General features: G+C 42.2%; 10 protein-coding genes, 1 tRNA gene and 1 pseudogene. 3 read left to right on the forward strand and 9 right to left on the reverse strand.

Features of this window, described 5'->3' with window-relative positions; genetic code table 11:
- The first annotated feature begins 7 nt into the window (after positions 1-7).
- Both AC5ZC7_RS09680 and AC5ZC7_RS09685 read left to right on the forward strand, forming a co-directional pair.
- Positions 8-1,885, forward strand: a complete 1,878-nt coding sequence (locus AC5ZC7_RS09680) for a RagB/SusD family nutrient uptake outer membrane protein (RefSeq protein ID WP_496159512.1) — start codon at positions 8-10, stop codon at positions 1,883-1,885.
- 407 nt (positions 1,886-2,292) lie between these two features.
- Positions 2,293-2,376: transfer RNA gene (locus tag AC5ZC7_RS09685), tRNA-Leu, on the forward strand.
- Between the two features lie 456 nt (positions 2,377-2,832).
- Here AC5ZC7_RS09685 and AC5ZC7_RS09690 read toward each other — a convergent pair.
- From AC5ZC7_RS09690 to AC5ZC7_RS09715, 6 genes and pseudogenes are all read right to left on the reverse strand, one after another.
- Entirely contained in the window at positions 2,833-3,402 is a 570-nt protein-coding gene (locus AC5ZC7_RS09690) for a DUF5655 domain-containing protein (protein WP_496159511.1), read from the reverse strand.
- A gap of 339 nt (positions 3,403-3,741) precedes the next feature.
- Positions 3,742-4,707, reverse strand: a complete 966-nt coding sequence (locus AC5ZC7_RS09695) for a hypothetical protein (RefSeq protein WP_496159510.1) — start codon at positions 4,705-4,707, stop codon at positions 3,742-3,744.
- A 3-nt stretch (positions 4,708-4,710) separates the two neighbouring features.
- Complete coding sequence (locus tag AC5ZC7_RS09700) at positions 4,711-6,123, reverse strand: restriction endonuclease subunit S (RefSeq protein ID WP_496159509.1); 1,413 nt, start codon at positions 6,121-6,123, stop codon at positions 4,711-4,713.
- A 35-nt stretch (positions 6,124-6,158) separates the two neighbouring features.
- The gene (locus AC5ZC7_RS09705; RefSeq protein ID WP_496159508.1) at positions 6,159-8,219 is read right to left on the reverse strand and encodes an N-6 DNA methylase; all 2,061 of its coding nucleotides are present in this window, start codon (positions 8,217-8,219) and stop codon (positions 6,159-6,161) included.
- A 4-nt stretch (positions 8,220-8,223) separates the two neighbouring features.
- Positions 8,224-8,421, reverse strand: a complete 198-nt coding sequence (locus tag AC5ZC7_RS09710) for a helix-turn-helix domain-containing protein (protein WP_496159507.1) — start codon at positions 8,419-8,421, stop codon at positions 8,224-8,226.
- Positions 8,422-8,695: 274 nt separating this feature from the next.
- Positions 8,696-8,842, reverse strand: a pseudogene (locus AC5ZC7_RS09715) (helix-turn-helix domain-containing protein); the annotation flags it as partial.
- Between the two features lie 588 nt (positions 8,843-9,430).
- On the opposite strand from AC5ZC7_RS09715, the gene AC5ZC7_RS09720 reads away from it, so the two are divergent.
- Complete coding sequence (locus AC5ZC7_RS09720) at positions 9,431-10,114, forward strand: hypothetical protein (RefSeq protein WP_511911474.1); 684 nt, start codon at positions 9,431-9,433, stop codon at positions 10,112-10,114.
- A 138-nt stretch (positions 10,115-10,252) separates the two neighbouring features.
- Here AC5ZC7_RS09720 and AC5ZC7_RS09725 read toward each other — a convergent pair whose 3' ends face one another.
- From AC5ZC7_RS09725 to AC5ZC7_RS09735, 3 genes are read right to left on the reverse strand one after another with little or no spacing between them, the layout of a single operon-like run.
- The gene (locus AC5ZC7_RS09725) at positions 10,253-11,338 is read right to left on the reverse strand and encodes an efflux RND transporter periplasmic adaptor subunit (RefSeq protein ID WP_496159505.1); all 1,086 of its coding nucleotides are present in this window, start codon (positions 11,336-11,338) and stop codon (positions 10,253-10,255) included.
- 16 nt (positions 11,339-11,354) lie between these two features.
- On the reverse strand, positions 11,355-14,501 hold the full coding sequence (locus AC5ZC7_RS09730; protein WP_496159504.1) for an efflux RND transporter permease subunit: 3,147 nt from the start codon (positions 14,499-14,501) through the stop codon (positions 11,355-11,357).
- Positions 14,502-14,518: 17 nt separating this feature from the next.
- Positions 14,519-15,898, reverse strand: a complete 1,380-nt coding sequence (locus tag AC5ZC7_RS09735) for a TolC family protein (protein ID WP_496159503.1) — start codon at positions 15,896-15,898, stop codon at positions 14,519-14,521.
- Positions 15,899-15,924: the final 26 nt, after the last annotated feature.

Here is a 15,924-nt window from a genome sequence, read left to right on the forward strand (position 1 = left end):
TGCAACCATGAAAAGCTATGTATTGAAATATATATTACCAGCCATATTGGTGCTGGTAAGTTTTGCCAGCTGCCGGAAAATATTGGAAAGAGATCCGTTGAATGCCCTTACCAACGAGCAGGTATGGGGATCGGAGCGATCTGCAACGGCATACCTGGATACGGTTTACTATGACCTGATGCCTTGCTGGCCATATGGTATGGGGAATCCCGGTGGATGTTCGAGGGTGTATAATAACTGGTTCTGGGACGGTTGGGTGAAAAACTGGCAATTTGTAAATTTTGGGACTGGTAATGGTACCGATGAGGCCATATCTCCGCACCGCTATTCAGATAAAGTATTGTTGGGTACCGCCACTTACGACTGGCTGGAAAATTACGACAATGCTGCTGCCGGTGTGCGTTTAAACTGGGGCGTGAATACCTTCGGTGACATCCGTACGTGCAACAATGTACTCGCTAATATTGACAAGGCCACTTTTGCCCAGCAGTCGAAGGATCAGATCAAAGGACAGGCACTATTCTGGCGTGCATGGGCTTATTATAAGCTGGTGAAAGATGTGGGCGGCGTGCCATTGATCCTGACACCGCAGGCAGCAGTGAGTGATCTCTCACAGGTACAAATGCCACGTAACAAGACTTCCGAATGCGTGAAGCAGATATTAAAAGACCTGGACGATGCTATTGCAGTGCTGCCAGACAGCTGGAAAGGCGCAGATGCCGGACGTATCGATAAAGGCGTGGCGATGGCTTTTAAGGGCAGGGTGTTATTATTTTTTGCCAGCCCCTTGTTTAATGGATTGAATGGCGTGGCTACCTGGCAGATGGCCTATGATGCCAACCTTGCCGCAAAAAATTTCCTGGCCGGCATGGGGAAAGGATTATACCCGGTTTATGGCGACATCTGGAATACAGAAATGAACAAAGAGCAGGTAATGGTACGGCGGTTCACCTTTCCAGATGCATTTTATGCAGCCCCGGGAAATGCGCCACTGCGTTATTCTGCCGACGATTGGGATAATGATATGCCATCCCTGGAGTTGGTCAATGCATTCCCGATGAAGGATGGCAGCCGCTTTGCACCATCAGATGCCAACTATCCTACTTTATTCCGGAACAGGGACGACCGCTTCTATGCTACTATCTACTACAATGGGGCTCCGGTGCAGTTTACGCCCAAGATGGTCGCTAAAAACGAATACTACTGGACTTATCTGACCAACCCTACTTTTACACCAGCCGGTGGCGTAACAGGTACCCTGAATTCCATTGTAACCGATGGCAACTGGATCGGTCAGGGGATGGGAGAACTGAATTGTTTTTTCCTGAAACTGAAAGGGGTAGACAGGCATGCGCCTGGTGTGGAGCAGTCTGATGTAGACTGGCCGGAAATACGTTATGCAGAGGTGCTGATGAACTATGGAGAAGCGGCCAATGAGCTGGGGAAGACCAGTGAAGCATTGCAGGTACTGCATGATATCCGGCAGCGCGCCGGTATTTCCCAGGGTACCGGAAATTACGGTATTGCAGCCGCGAGCATGGAAGATATCCGTAAAGCATACCAGGATGAGCGTTTCGTAGAGTTTGCCTTTGAAGGCAAACGTTGGGATGACCTCCGCCGCTGGAAGAGATTTGATCAGCTGAGAGGAAAGCAGCGTCACGGCCTGGCTATTACGTTGAAGCAGGGAGAGACCGATCCTGCGCCGATGGCAGACATCAATAAAGTATACAACAAATTTAATTATACCGTGATCACTACCGATAAGGATAATCTTTCTGTTCCGGACAAAATGTACATCTATGGATTGCCTTACAGCTTTTTATCGAGGAATCCGAAGCTGCAGCAAAGTATGATGTGGGGTGGTACATTTGATCCGTTCCAATAATCTTAGACCAATAACATGTAGCTAATAGAATGAAAAAGGCCTCCCGTTTCCGGGGGGCCTCGCATTTCAGAAATGGATTACTACATTCGGTTCTATTCGCAAAAGGGCAGTTTTTTTTCACAAACGGATAGCCCGGGTACTAACGTTTTCTTCAGTAAGTATAACATGTAGCCTCTCCATTGAATGTATGATGTTACAAACGGGTGCCATCGCGGAGGAGATAGACGGTATTAAGTACCGGGTGCAAATTGACATTTGAGGTTGGGTTTTGCTTCCGCAAGATATTTTTTCTCAGTGAAAGTGATCATTTATGTTCAATAATAAGTATAGCCGTTGGCGGTAGCAGATTTTTTGGATAATTAAAATGGATGCTTACATTTGCGCTCCCTGAAACATATAGCAACAATGCCCAGATGGCGGAATTGGTAGACGCGCTAGACTCAAAATCTTGTTTTCGAAAGGGAGTGCAGGTTCGATTCCTGTTCTGGGCACTTAAGAAGAAAGGTTCCAAACGGAACCTTTCTCTTTTTCAAATAAGCTGAAATTATTTACAGAAAAGCATTTCAAAGCATCTGACCCTTATTACACTTATTTAAAGTGTAATAATATTTTTTTCGTAAATTTATTTATCGAACCGTTGAAATGCAGTACAATTAGTGCTTTCAGCCAAAATTCCATTTTCATTCCAGTTGTGTAGGACAATTAGATTCGAACCATATAAAATACTATTAATCACACAAATAAAAGCTGTTTACTTCATTGCAATATTTATTAGCCCATTTTTGCGAAAAGCCACTGATGTTATCGAACCATATTTAGTGTGCGATCAAGGAAATAAGGATGTCTACTGTTCCGTGATAATGAGCATTGACAGCTCTTTTAAGGAAGCCACGGATATTGCTTGTTGTATTGTTATTTCATGACTCTTCCCCCAACGCAGCACGTAACTACAATGCTTGTTTTATAAGGCTCATGATGTATTCAAGATTGTCGGTATTGGTTACCACTATTTCGTAATCACCGTTACCCCAATGTCCCGTACTCGACACATCTCTGGTCAAGTTTTTAGGATCGTCTAATTGTCCTTTCTTTTGATTGATCCAAATTTTTAATCCACTACGTTGGATGCAAATGTCTGTAATGTTTGTTTCTTTTTTTAAAGCTATATAATCTTTACGGGGAATGATCTCAATGTTATCGGAGAGGCTGAGGATCGCATTTTTGTAAGCTTCATAAAGCTCTGTTATATCATCCGACTTGTGCTGAATATGGTCTTCTGCTGTGTAAATTTTCAGCTCTTTAGTTACTTTACTAATTTCAGAACTATCGTCTTGCTGTACTTGTTTAATGCTCGGTGCCAATTTGGATTTTTTGATAGGGTTCATAACCAAAACATCTTGTTCAAATTGTTTTATTTCCCAAAGTTCAATAGCCAGATCTTTGAAATTGGAAGATTGTTTTTGAAAATCAGTAAAAGAAGGGGAAACAAAAATGATCTTACTCTGCGACCAATCCACATCAAAACGCTTGATACTTTCTTTCTGAGATTCGTTGTACTAAATAATAAAATCGGCTTTGTATTCAAGCATCAGGTTAAGGTATGAACCCCCTTGATCTATAACACTGTAGTTTTGGTTACGTTTGTATTCAATGATCACGAAGGCTTTACTTTCGGCATCGAAGGCCAGAGTATCGATCCGGTTGCTTTTAATCGTAAATTCAGACTTGATCAATGTTAGATTAGTAACCAGTTCAAGATTTTGTTCAAACAGTGTTTGAATATCTTTTTCCAACTTAAAGGGTATTTCCTTTATTACGGAAAGGGTTTGTTTATTGTTTTTGAAGAACCGCATGATCTATTCTACTATTGCTTGATTGTCGTCTATTTTTTCAATATTATGCTCTACTAATTCTTTTAACGCTAAATAAGCATGCTTAAATAACCTAAGCCATTGCGGATTAAAAGGATCAATAAGAGAATGAAATAATAAGTTTCGGATTTGATAATTGAATGAAATAAACCAATTTAAAACTTTTATTTTATTTACGTCAATATCATATGCTTCAGGGAAACCTTTCAATGGCAAATGAGTGAACAAATCATCATTAGAGAAATTCTGTCTTAAGACCTGTATAAGAGGAACTAACAACCCATTACAATATCCTTTGCGCTCTTCTTTTTCATCTTCTTCGATTTTTAGTTCATTAACAATATTATACAGTTCATTTTTTAAGGATGTTTCGATTAATCCAATACACTCATCTTTAGACTTGAAGATATTATTGATACCATCTATTCCTACTTGGTCAATGAATTTACTCAATTCTATATTTACTGTAACGTGATAACATGCAAGGTTTTCATTGAACTTTGGTTGATCACTTTTTATAGTAATGAGTAGATTTGGATTATTTTGACCTGATAATTTATCTTTATACTCAATCTTAATATATGATTTAAAATATACTCTTTGTCCATCAACTATTTTATATTTTGTCAATTGGTATTCCTCATCTAGAGTATAGCCTTTATTTGTGTTGTAATAGTTTACATAATAGCTTTTGGGCACGTCTATTGGTATGATGTTATCTCCAATTGTATAAACTTTATGAATATGAGGAACCATTACATCTACAAATTTTGCAGGGATACCAACATTATTCTTATAAATAGAAATAACGCTACCGTCACCACTACCATTTATAGCTTCAGGATGTAATTCATGGACAGTCGATAAAAAAGCAAACCAAGTCTTGATATATAAAGACAAATAATCTATGTCAATGGAATTTTGCCAATTTGTAAATCTATTATCAGCCATCCCTTAACTATTTTCATTTATAAATACCATTGCCTTTTGCTCACTTTCCTCAATAGCAATTTCTACGGCCCGTTTAGCTACAGCTAGTAATTTTTCACTTTCTACTTTTAACGCAAAGCTTTCCTGGACTAATTGAGTAACTTGCTTTTGAATATCCTTATCGGCTATAGGAATGATCACTTCCTGGATTTCTGATGGTTTCCAATGCTGAATGATCGAGCCCCCGGCATCTCTTTCTGCCTGCATTTTGACAATAAAAGAATTTAATACCAATGTCAAATAATCAGGTAATATGTCTTTATCCTTTATTGTTAAATGCAAAATTGCTCCCGAGGTAATACAGTTTAAATCATCTTCAACTTTGTAAGCTATCCCTACAGAACCGTCTTTGGAAAGTAAAATAGTGTCTTTTTTCGGTTTGATTATATTTCCATATTCTTTTTCGTCTAAATGAATTTCAGGCTCAGAAATACCAAATTTATTGAGATTAGAGACTCTCACAAATGGTATTCCATACTCCTGATATGCAGGAGAACCAGGTTCAATAGATTTTTTAATATTGACTATTGAACCTAATGATTTATGGTTTAGGCTCGTAAGTTGGTTAAGCAAATCCTCATATTTTGGTTGGTAGTACTCTGCATCCAAACGCCCTGAACTCAAAAAACTTTCTTTCAGTGATTTTGTATTTACAGCTTCTATTGAAGGTTGAAAGCTTTGTAAGCCCAAAGTTTCCAATAATAGGTTTTCGGCTTGGATGTAAAGTTGTTTTGATTTTTTTTGAGAGCTGAAAATTTTCGTATATATATCATCAATTTTGTTTTCAAACTCTTTACTGAAAGTAGGAACGGGGATTCTGTACAAATCCGGTTTGCTAACAAACGAAATCAATAAATTGGTTTTGTACCTATCTTTAAACGCAACACCATATTTTGAAATCAAATAAGTCAATAAAATATTCTTACTTATTTTTTCGTTTACAGTTAGTTTAAATAAACTTCCTGTTACAAGTGTTTTTTCAGGAAAGTCATCAGGTACTATTGCAACTTTATCTATTTTACCTTTTACCTCAATAAGTATTTCGCCTTTGTTTATTCTACCTTTGGGGTATCGCTCCCAATCTGTATCATCAACGTGAAATAAATTATCTGTTCTTATGAAAGGGGTTTCTAAATCTGTTGCTTGAAGAAATATTGGAAAATCTTTTTCTTTCGCTTCTTCTTTGTCTATGATTTTTGTGTTTTCGTAAACAACCCTGTACCCATCTTTCACGAGACTTCCTAATGGTCGTAGATCCGGAACATTTTGAAAAAATTGTAAAAATTGCTTTTTGAAATATTCACTATCGATTCTTTTATTGGCGTTTTCAATAAGAACATCTTTGAGATTTAAGATTGAAACTTCAAGCCCTTCCAACAACTGCTTATACCGCTGTTCGCTGAAAGGGCGGTTTAAAAAAAACTTAATCGTTCTTTTTTGGCAAACTCAATAAATGCTTCTGCTATGCCATCTCTCGTGAGGTGATCATGATTAAATAAATCATGCTTTACAATAAGGTGGCCATGTGTGTCGAGGAGGTATTCATCCAGATTCTGGGGTAGTTCGTTATATACATCTACTGGTTCTTCTACCAAACTTTCATCGCCTGTTTCCTGCGCAGATTTGGGGAAGTCTTTTTTACGTACAAAAACCTTTTCACCGCTATTGTCCTTACTAGGTTCTTGCATCGTGGCAAAAAAGATGGGGTAATCCTCTTTTTTCGGACATAGCTTGTCATCCCACTTTTGTACTAATAATACAGAAGTCTTGGTGCCTGTATGGGGTTTAAAAACATTGCCGTGCAATCCTACTACGCCCAATATCCGGCAATGCTCCGCTATAAAATCCCGTATATGTTTGTCGCTACTGTTATTAAACCGGCCCTGAGGCAATACAATCGCCATACGGCCTCCAGGCTTTAGAAAATCCAGATTACGTTCTATAAACAAAATATCGCGGCCTACTTTACTTTGGTATTTACCGTCCGGCTTCTTCCCCAGTTCATACTTAGCCAATATCCTGCTTTCTTTGATATCCCCTGCAAAAGGTGGGTTAGCCATGAGTAGATCAAACTGGAAATCTTGATTGCTGTTTTTATGAGTACGTAATTTCTTCAGCTTTTTCCAACCTTCATTATAGGTGTCTATCCAATCTTCATCTTCTGTTTTTTCATCCCAGCGTTCCCAGTCTAAAGTATTTAAATGTAGTACATTGGTTTGTCCATCACCCGCTATCAGGTTTAAGGTACGGGCTACACGTACAGCACGCTCATCAAAGTCAATCGCAAATACTTTATCCGTTACATAGTCTGTACATTCCTGAGGTTTTTCTTCCAGGGTAAATAAATGGCTTTTGTCTAACCCTTTTTGTTTCAGTATTTGCTCCCAAACATAGAAAATGCTATGTACAGGAAATCCACAACTCCCGGCAGCGGTATCAATTAAGGTTTCATGTGCCTGTGGGTTTAACATTTTTACACACATGTCAATCACATAACGTGGCGTAAAGTATTGTCCCTTCTCTCCTTTACTACTTTTATTGATGAGGTATTCAAATGCTTCATCTACCACATCAAGGTTAGAGTTGAATAATTTCACATCCTGCAGTGATGCCACACATACAGAAAGATGCGAAGGAGTAAGCATTAGTTTGGCATCGTCCGTAAATACACCTTCCCATTTCTTCTTAGCCTTATCAAATAAGTTTTGTATTTTTTCCTTCAGTTCTGTTTCGGTATCGCCATAGTTACGAAACTCTAATAAACGTGTCTTGTTCCTGCCACTTTGCATCTCGTCAAACAGCTTGGTAAAAATGAGTTTAAACAGCTCTTCAAAGACATCTACACCTGCATTTGCCAATACTTCATCTTCCATTTCTAAAATCAAATCTTTCAACGATTTTCTTTCAGTAACCAACTTGTCTTTTGCTAACAAATCATCTATTGTCCAACGTTCTTTTAAAACATCTGAGAGTTTTTCGTTAGCATTAGGTAATTGTGATAGATCCTCAAAATAATTAGGGTCTTTGCGATGGTAATAAGAAATAGAATCACCATTGGTCCAAACGCCAATTGGTGCACCGGTAGCATTACAATATGATTTAAGCTGCTCCTTACCGTCTTTAAGTTTCGGCTTTTTCAGCTCCACCATAATGTAAGGCGAAGTGCTACGATCCTTATCGAAAACGACAATATCAGCTCGTTTTTTCTCACGGCCAAAGGAAACAGCATATTCCAGTTCAATCCTATCTAATGGATAATTTAACTCCTCCGTTAAAACCATTAGGTATAATTGCCTGATTGCTTCTTCAGGTGTCAGCTTCATTTCCTTTTTACGGATTATGCAGTTGATATATGGAACCTCTTTTACTTTGACTTGTTTTATAAAAACAGACTGTTCAAATCTCTGAATAAGCGCTGTATTAAACTGTGTAAGTTTATAGTTTGAATCTTTTAAGAATTCTGCAAGTGTCATAATATTATTTTGTAGGGTTTAATAATTCCCGTACGTCAATTTTTAGAAGTTTAGCAATTTCTGTCAAGGTTTCTACAGATGGTTGTACCTCATTGGTACACCAACGTGAAATAGTGGTTTCATTTTTGCTCAATTGTTCTGCTAACCACTTGCTTGTTTTAGAGTGTTCTGCCAAAACACTTTTGAGGCGATTGATCTTCATAAGATGTAAATTAATCTGCACATTATGCAAATATAGCTAAATATGGATACATTTGAAAACAGAATTCCCCCCGTAGCGAGGGATAGCAGCAATTCCCCCGCAGCGAGGCACGAGCGAGGAGTAATAGCGAATAGCCCGGCCCCGGTATGGGGTTTTGAAGCGGCGCGTTTTTTATGATTGCGAAGGCTACCAACTGCACATGTGCTGCATTGGATGCATAAGCCCTATACAGGGGACGCGCCCATACCATAAACAACACTTAAAATCGGGCGGCTCAGTTAAACCCTGCCCTGAACGCCAGCTGACTTTGGTTAGTCTTGCTTTTAAACAATTTGCTGAAGCTCTGCGGATGTTCGAAGCCCAGCTCATCGACGATTTCAGCAACGGATAAGCTGGTGATAGAAAACTTTTCCTTGGCTTTATTCCGATCACTTCAAAACTCTCAGCACTGCCGAGAGTTTTGAAGTGATCAACAATAAATACTCCCTGCATCTATAAAAAACGCTTCGCCAAAGAAATTAGTTGAATCAAAAACTGTTAAGCGACTAGTAGATGGTCAGGAATGGTATTGCGCCGAACCCTGGTACACGTTTATAATCCTTAAACACCTTAAAAAATTATAGAATAACTGCCTATTTCAATTTCTAAATTTTACAAGTCGATCGGAAACAAGTCACTTTATTTAATAATTATAGGATAAACGTTTCAAAATCAGTAACATTTGGTTCGATAACATTCCCCTAGTGGGCACCTTACTACCAAAGTTTAAAAAGGTTCACGAAAGTGAACCTTTTTTATTTATAGGAAGTTTGCATACTGTTATTGTCGTAAGGAGTTAAAGAACCTTATTGCTTCTACGTTAATTTCTTCTGCTTAACCTTATTTCAAATGCTCCGGATTTCTTCAGTTTCTGATAAGTGCTTTGACACTTCTTTTTTAAATATCCCCGAAGCAGAAAATTGTGTTATTTGGCTTCCATATCTTCTTTTAATTTATAACATGCAGATTCATGGTTGCTGATTTATTTGCTTATCATTGCGCCTTAATCTATCCAAAAATGATTCGTAAATTTCTTTGTGGTATCCTTTTTACAGGCTTACTGAATATTAGTGAAAGCAGCCAGGCGCAAAAGGTGACGACAAGCAACAATAAGTATGTTAATGCGGTATCTGCTGAAATATCCGGCGACGAGCGTAAAAGCATCCAGGTATCCGGGGAAGAGGATGTAGCACTCGGGTTTCTGAAATTCACTCAAACCAGTGTCAGTCCGCTTACTGTTGGCGGTACTGTAGTCGGAAAAGATGGAACCTCTTATAAGGCCAATATTGTGATGCCGGTAGCTCTTCAAACAGGCGTTGAGCAAACAGGTGGTTTTGGTTCATTCGTAGTAGAGAATGATGTCAAAACTAAAACCTACAGTACAACAATGTACCAAAGTTATTTCGATACAGATAGTAATGGTGCTAACAGCAAGGTATATCTTACTTTAACGCAGATACAGGATGTTGGAGATTATGTAAAGCTTGTGGGTAGTTTTCGTTTTAATGCCGCTTATGATGAAAATCCTGATTCTGTTGAAGGCGCGTCAACAGGAGAACAGCTTCCGCCTTTTAACGGTAATGTCCGTGGTTCGAAAAAGGTAAGTGTAAAGAGTTCTTTTACCGTATACCTGACGAAAGTTTTGAGGGACTAAGATTTTTCTTAACCGCTTTCTTTCCAGGCGTTCGGGAGGATTTTAATTTTGTAGGTCCGGGTCCAGTTTCTGGTACGACAGCTACAATAAAAAAGGTCCACGGAAGTGGACCTTTTTTATTGTACAAGGATTTTAAAATCATTTCTTTAGCATCCATAAGCCGGTGCTGCCGGGTTTTCTTTCGTCTGTTGCTTTCTTCAGCAGCGTATCTCCGGCAGTTATGTTGCCGAATATTTCTACGCCTGCATCAACAGTCATACCCTGCCGAACATCCACCCACTCTGCTTTTCCATCTTTTACCCGAATAACGAATTTCCTTTCTTGCGTGGTAGCCACGGATGAAAAGGGAACCACGAAAGACGGCGTATTTCTTTCCAGCGGAATTTTTACATAACAGAAAACCCCTGCTTTTAACCGGTGATCGTTGTTGTCTACTTTAAATTCCCATAGTTCGGTACGCGTAGAAGGGTCTATTGTTTCTGACTTGCGGGTAAGCACTGCTTTGAAACGCTCCGTAGGATAGGCATCTACTCTGAAATCAATGTTATGAAGGCCTCCGGCGGTGGCGACATATATCTCAGGAACGGCTACACGTAAACGTAATACGTTATTGTTTTGTATGGTTAGTAGCATGGCAGTGGTACCTACCAGTGCGCCGGGGTCAGCTTTACGGGCGGTAATAACGCCATCGAAAGGTGCGATGATGTAAAGATATCCTGACACTGCTTTGTAGGATTGCGCCTGCCGCCCTGCGGCCACAAAGGTGGCGCTGTCGGCCTGCATCTGGTTACGACTACGTTCCAGGTCTACCGGTGCAACGATACCGGGTGTGTTGGCCTGCGATGCACGATATAATCTTTCATAATTATCTTTACTGGATGCCCATTTTGATTTGGCGGCCTGCAGGGAGGCTTCAGATTCTGCCAACCGGCTGTTTACTTCCGGCGCTTCAATGACTGCCAACACCTGGCCTTTCTTTACGCGGTCTCCCATGTCTACCTTCATTTCTTTGACAAAGCCCTGGACTTTGGCAAACAGTTCGGCATTTTCGTAGGGTACCAGTTCGGCAGTAAATTCTGCTGCTTTTTTCAATGTGTCCTGTTTCAGAATGAATACCGGCACGGTGTCAGCTACCGGTGTGTCGGCATTTGCAGCCGGCGCCGGTGAATGACTGCCACACGCTGAAAAAATGAGCAGGAAAATGATGGAAGTGATTATCCGCATATGCTTGATTAATATTTTATGATTGTTTGTCATAGTAATTGCTTTTTTCATCGTCAGGGTCCAGTGATACATATTTGTAGGGTTTTCTTCCGGCTACCCACTGATAAACATGTGGGAGAAAGAATAGTACGCTGATGGAAGAGAATAACAAACCTCCAATTACAGCAACGCCCAGTGGTGCAGTTTGATCGCCACCTTCAGACAGCCCTAATGCCATCGGAATCATGCCGACGATCATAGCGGCGCTGGTCATCAGGATGGGGCGGAGCCGGTTTTCGGCAGCCTGTAGTTGTGGGTGATCGATGTTGTTTTTCCGGTAATATTCAGCGTTGGTAATGAACAGTACTGCATTGGCAATAGCCACGCCCACCGCCATAATGGCCCCCATGTAAGATTGTATGTTGAGTGAATTACCTGTCAGGAATAAAAGCAGTAGTGAACCTGCCACCACTGCCGGAATAATCGATAATACGGTGAAGGCTATACGGAAAGATTGAAAGTACACTGCCATCACCAGGAAAATAACTACAATGGCAACCAGCAAACCAAACTGTAGGCTGGTAAGGGTTTCCTGTAACAGGACCGGTTGTCCGCGCAAAATGATCTTAGCGCCGTTGGGCAGCTGCCCCATGCTGGCAATGGTGTGTTTCACCTGTTTAAAGACAGTGCCCAGGTCTTGTTTATGTACGTTGGCAGTGATGGTGATATACCGCTGTTGATTGAGCCGGTCGTATTCTCCGGGCATTGTTACCCGCTTCCAGCTGGCAACTTCGCTGAGATAGTGTGTATTGCCACTACCACCGGAAATGGGTATTGCTTCCAGCTGGCTGGTGCTGTTCATTTTAAATTCAGGATACTGTACCTGCACCTGGTAGGCTGTACCGGTGGCCTTGTCCAGCCAGTAATTGGGCGTGGTGAAACGACTGGAAGAGGTAGCCGCCACTGTAGATCGTGCGATCTGTTCACTGGTAAGGCCCAGCTGACCTGCTTTCACGCGGTCCAGTTCTAACCGGATGGCGGGATAGTCTGTCGGAGTAGCTATTTGAAGATCGCGCAGGGAGGGAATGGCCGACAGCTTTCCGATGAGTTGTTCCGCGGTCTTTTTCCCTTCCGCCAGATTTTTGTTTACTACCGCAATTTCTATCGGGTTACTGCTGCCAAGGTTTAATACCTGTTCCACGATATCACCGGGTTCAAACGATAGCTTTATGCCTGGAATAGCGGCTATTGCTGCTGCTCTTAGCTTCTCCCTGAACGTGGCAATAGGCATTGCGCCGCGTTTCAGTTTTATTTTTAGTACGGCTTCCTGCGGCCCGCTTGTCCATAGGTGAATGTAGTTCACCGGGTAACTGGAAGGCTGGGTACCAATAAAGGCAGAAGTGATTTCTACGTTTTGTTTACCAACAAGGCTGTCTGTTAGCGAAAGCAGTTTCCGGGTGGCATCTTCTGTTCTTTCAAAGCGGGTGCCAACCGGCAACCGCAGACGTACCTGTGCCTGACCGCTATCGGTTTGCGGAAAAAGTTCGGTACCGGTAAACAGGAAAAGTAGTATTGCCAGCCCGGTTGATAGCAGGAGAAATAACACGGTATCTAGCCGGAAGCTGGATTTCCTGCGATCACCGGCAGACACATACCGGTGTTTTAACCTGTCAAAAAACCCTTGCTTTTCTTTTTCTTTCGCAGGCAATGATGTTTCAAACAACCAGTTAGCAACTACCGGGACGAATGTTTGGGATAAAATGAAGGAGGCGATCATCGCAAAACCAACGGCCAGCGATAACGGCAGGAACATCGCTTTGGGGACGCCGTTCATAAACATCGCAGGAACAAATACCGCGAGGATGCTCAATAAGATCAATAATTTGGGGCCTGCTATTTCCATGCTGGCATCAGCAATGGCGCGGGCTTTGGTTTTGCCCGTTTCCATATGCCGGTGAATATTTTCTATGGTAACGGTGGCTTCATCCACTAAAATACCGACGGACAAAGCAAGGCCGCCCAATGTCATGATGTTAATGGTTTGCCCCGTCAGGTACAGCAAGATAGCAGAGGAAAGCAATGCGAGGGGAATGATCATGATGACGATGAGCGCGCTGCGCTTATCTCCCAGGAAGAGCAGCACCATTAACCCGGTTAAGATCGCGCCCAGCCCACCTTCAAACAACAGGCTTTTCAATGAATTGATCACATAGCCGGATTGATCGAATGCATAGGTCACTTTTATATCGGATGGTATGGCAGCCTGCATGTCGGGCAATGCAGCTTTTACCCGCTGCACTACGTCCCATGTGGAAGCATCTGCTCTTTTGATAACGGGGATATACACAGAGCGCTTACCATTGACCAGCGCATAGCTGGTGGTAACATCGGCCCCCAGGCTTACATTGGCGATGTCTTTTACATATACAGCAGGGCCGGCACCCAACAGGAGGGGGGTATTTTGTAAATCCTGTAATGATTCAATAACACTGTTTTGCGGCGTGATATAGGTGGAATCTCCAATGCGTACATTCCCGGCGGGCGATATAGTATTTGATTTTGCAATGGCCTGTACTACCTGATTGGGCGCCAGGTTGTAGCTCCGTAGTTTATCAGGATCTATTGTGATGAGTACTGTTTTCTGGTTTCCTCCGAAAGGAGGTGGCGCAGATACTCCCGGTAAAGTGGCGAACATAGGGCGTACCCGGAAAAGCGCGAGGTCAGATATTTCACTCAATGAACGGCTGTCTGAGCTGAATACCAATTGCCCCACTGGCACACTGCCGGCATCGAACCTGGTAATGAAAGGGGGGACTGTGCCGGGTGGCATGAATGCTCTGGCGCGGTTTACGTATCCTACTACTTCAGCCATGGCCTGGCTCATGTCGGTACCTTCGTTAAATTCAATTTTGATGATGGCGGCACCCTGTATGTTTCGGGAATCGACAGATTTAACGCCGGTGATATATAGGAAATGATACTCGTAGTAAGAGGTGACAAAACCTTCCATCTGCTCGGGTGACAGACCTCCGTATGGCTGCGCCACATAGACTACCGGTAATCCCAGACGTGGAAAAATATCCACCTTCGCCTGCCGGATGGAGAGGTAAGAAAAAAACACAATGGACAAAACAGCGACCAGGATGGTGACGGGATGCCGTAATGCCGAACGGATTAGCTTCATATGCTATGCTTATGTTGTTATTTCAAATTGTCTGTAAATGTTGTCAGTTGACCGTTTGCGATGGCAATATCCAACAGGGACCGCCATGCCTGTACGAATGCTCCCGCTTCTCCTGTTTCAGCCCTGAGTAGATCATACTGGCCCTGAATTAACCGGGTGAAGTCGATTAACCCACTGGTATAACTTAATTTTAAACCGTCGAAGGCAAATCTTGCAGCCCGTGATTGTACTACTGCCTGCTTTGTTATCAGGATATTCTGATGGTAGTTGTATCGGGCGGCTTCTTTCTGTTTTTGCAGGTTTAATGTGACCTGATCCAGTTGCGCTTCATCAGCTTTGAGTATGGCAGTGTATTGCTTCTTTTTCAATCGCACTTCTGAAAATTGAAGGATGGGAAAACTGACTTGCATACCAACACCATAATTTCTATGGGAAAGAGACCAACCGTCTGCCTTGTCTATTGTACCGTCTGCCTGAACGCCGGAACCCCTTGCGTAGGCATTGGCCCATAAATCAAGCTTCGGCCGCCAAATGCGTTCCACTTCTTTCAAGGATGTTTGTGTCACTTCTTTCTTCACCTGGTAGTATTGATATACGGGATTGGCTGACGGACCGGCTGTCGTATCAGCTATTTGAGGTAACAGGCTAAGCAGCGTAGTATCGGCTAATATAATATTGTCGGGCTGATCAGGCAGGCCGGTTATCCTGGTGAGTTCAGTCAATTGGGCATAATATTGCCGCTGCACCATCAACAAATCTGTTTGTGCCTGTGCTAATGCTGATTGGAATTGAGTAGTATCTATTCCCGGGCGCAGCCCTTCTCTGGTGAAAACCAGCGATTGTTGTAATCCTGCATAGGTTCGGTCGATGTTGGCCTGATAGGTTTGCATCAGCTTTTGCAGATACACGGCATCCAGGTAAACAGATAATGCCGCGTACTGTTGACGAAACAAGGCATCGTTGTAGGTGCTGTTAGCCAGTTTGTATTGTGCGGTAGCCTTCTCGATGGCAGCACTCCTTTGTCCGAAAGTCAGGGGATTCCATTTCACCAATGCACCGGCGGCGGTACCCGGCACAGGGTCGTAAGTATTGCCGGCAGAAGGAGGCCCACTGATGGGCAGTATCAATCCGGGGTAACTCATGCCGGTGATATTGTTATAGGTGGCGTATCCTGCCTGATAACCGATGTTCACGTCCGGCAGCAAGCTGTTTTTTGCCAGCTTCACGTTGTACTGACTACTTTTTGCCTGTTCTTCATAAGCCCTCATTTGTGGTTGGGAGGACTGCACCAGGGACAGCACCTCCTTTATATGTAGTGGCTTTTGTTGTGCGTACACGTTGAGGGAGAGAATAACAGCGGCAGCCAGTATTAATTTATTTTTATTAAAAGCATTCATTCGTGATGTATTTATAGCAAAGGGTG

The organism is Chitinophaga sp. 9-1-y, assembly GCF_059511905.2.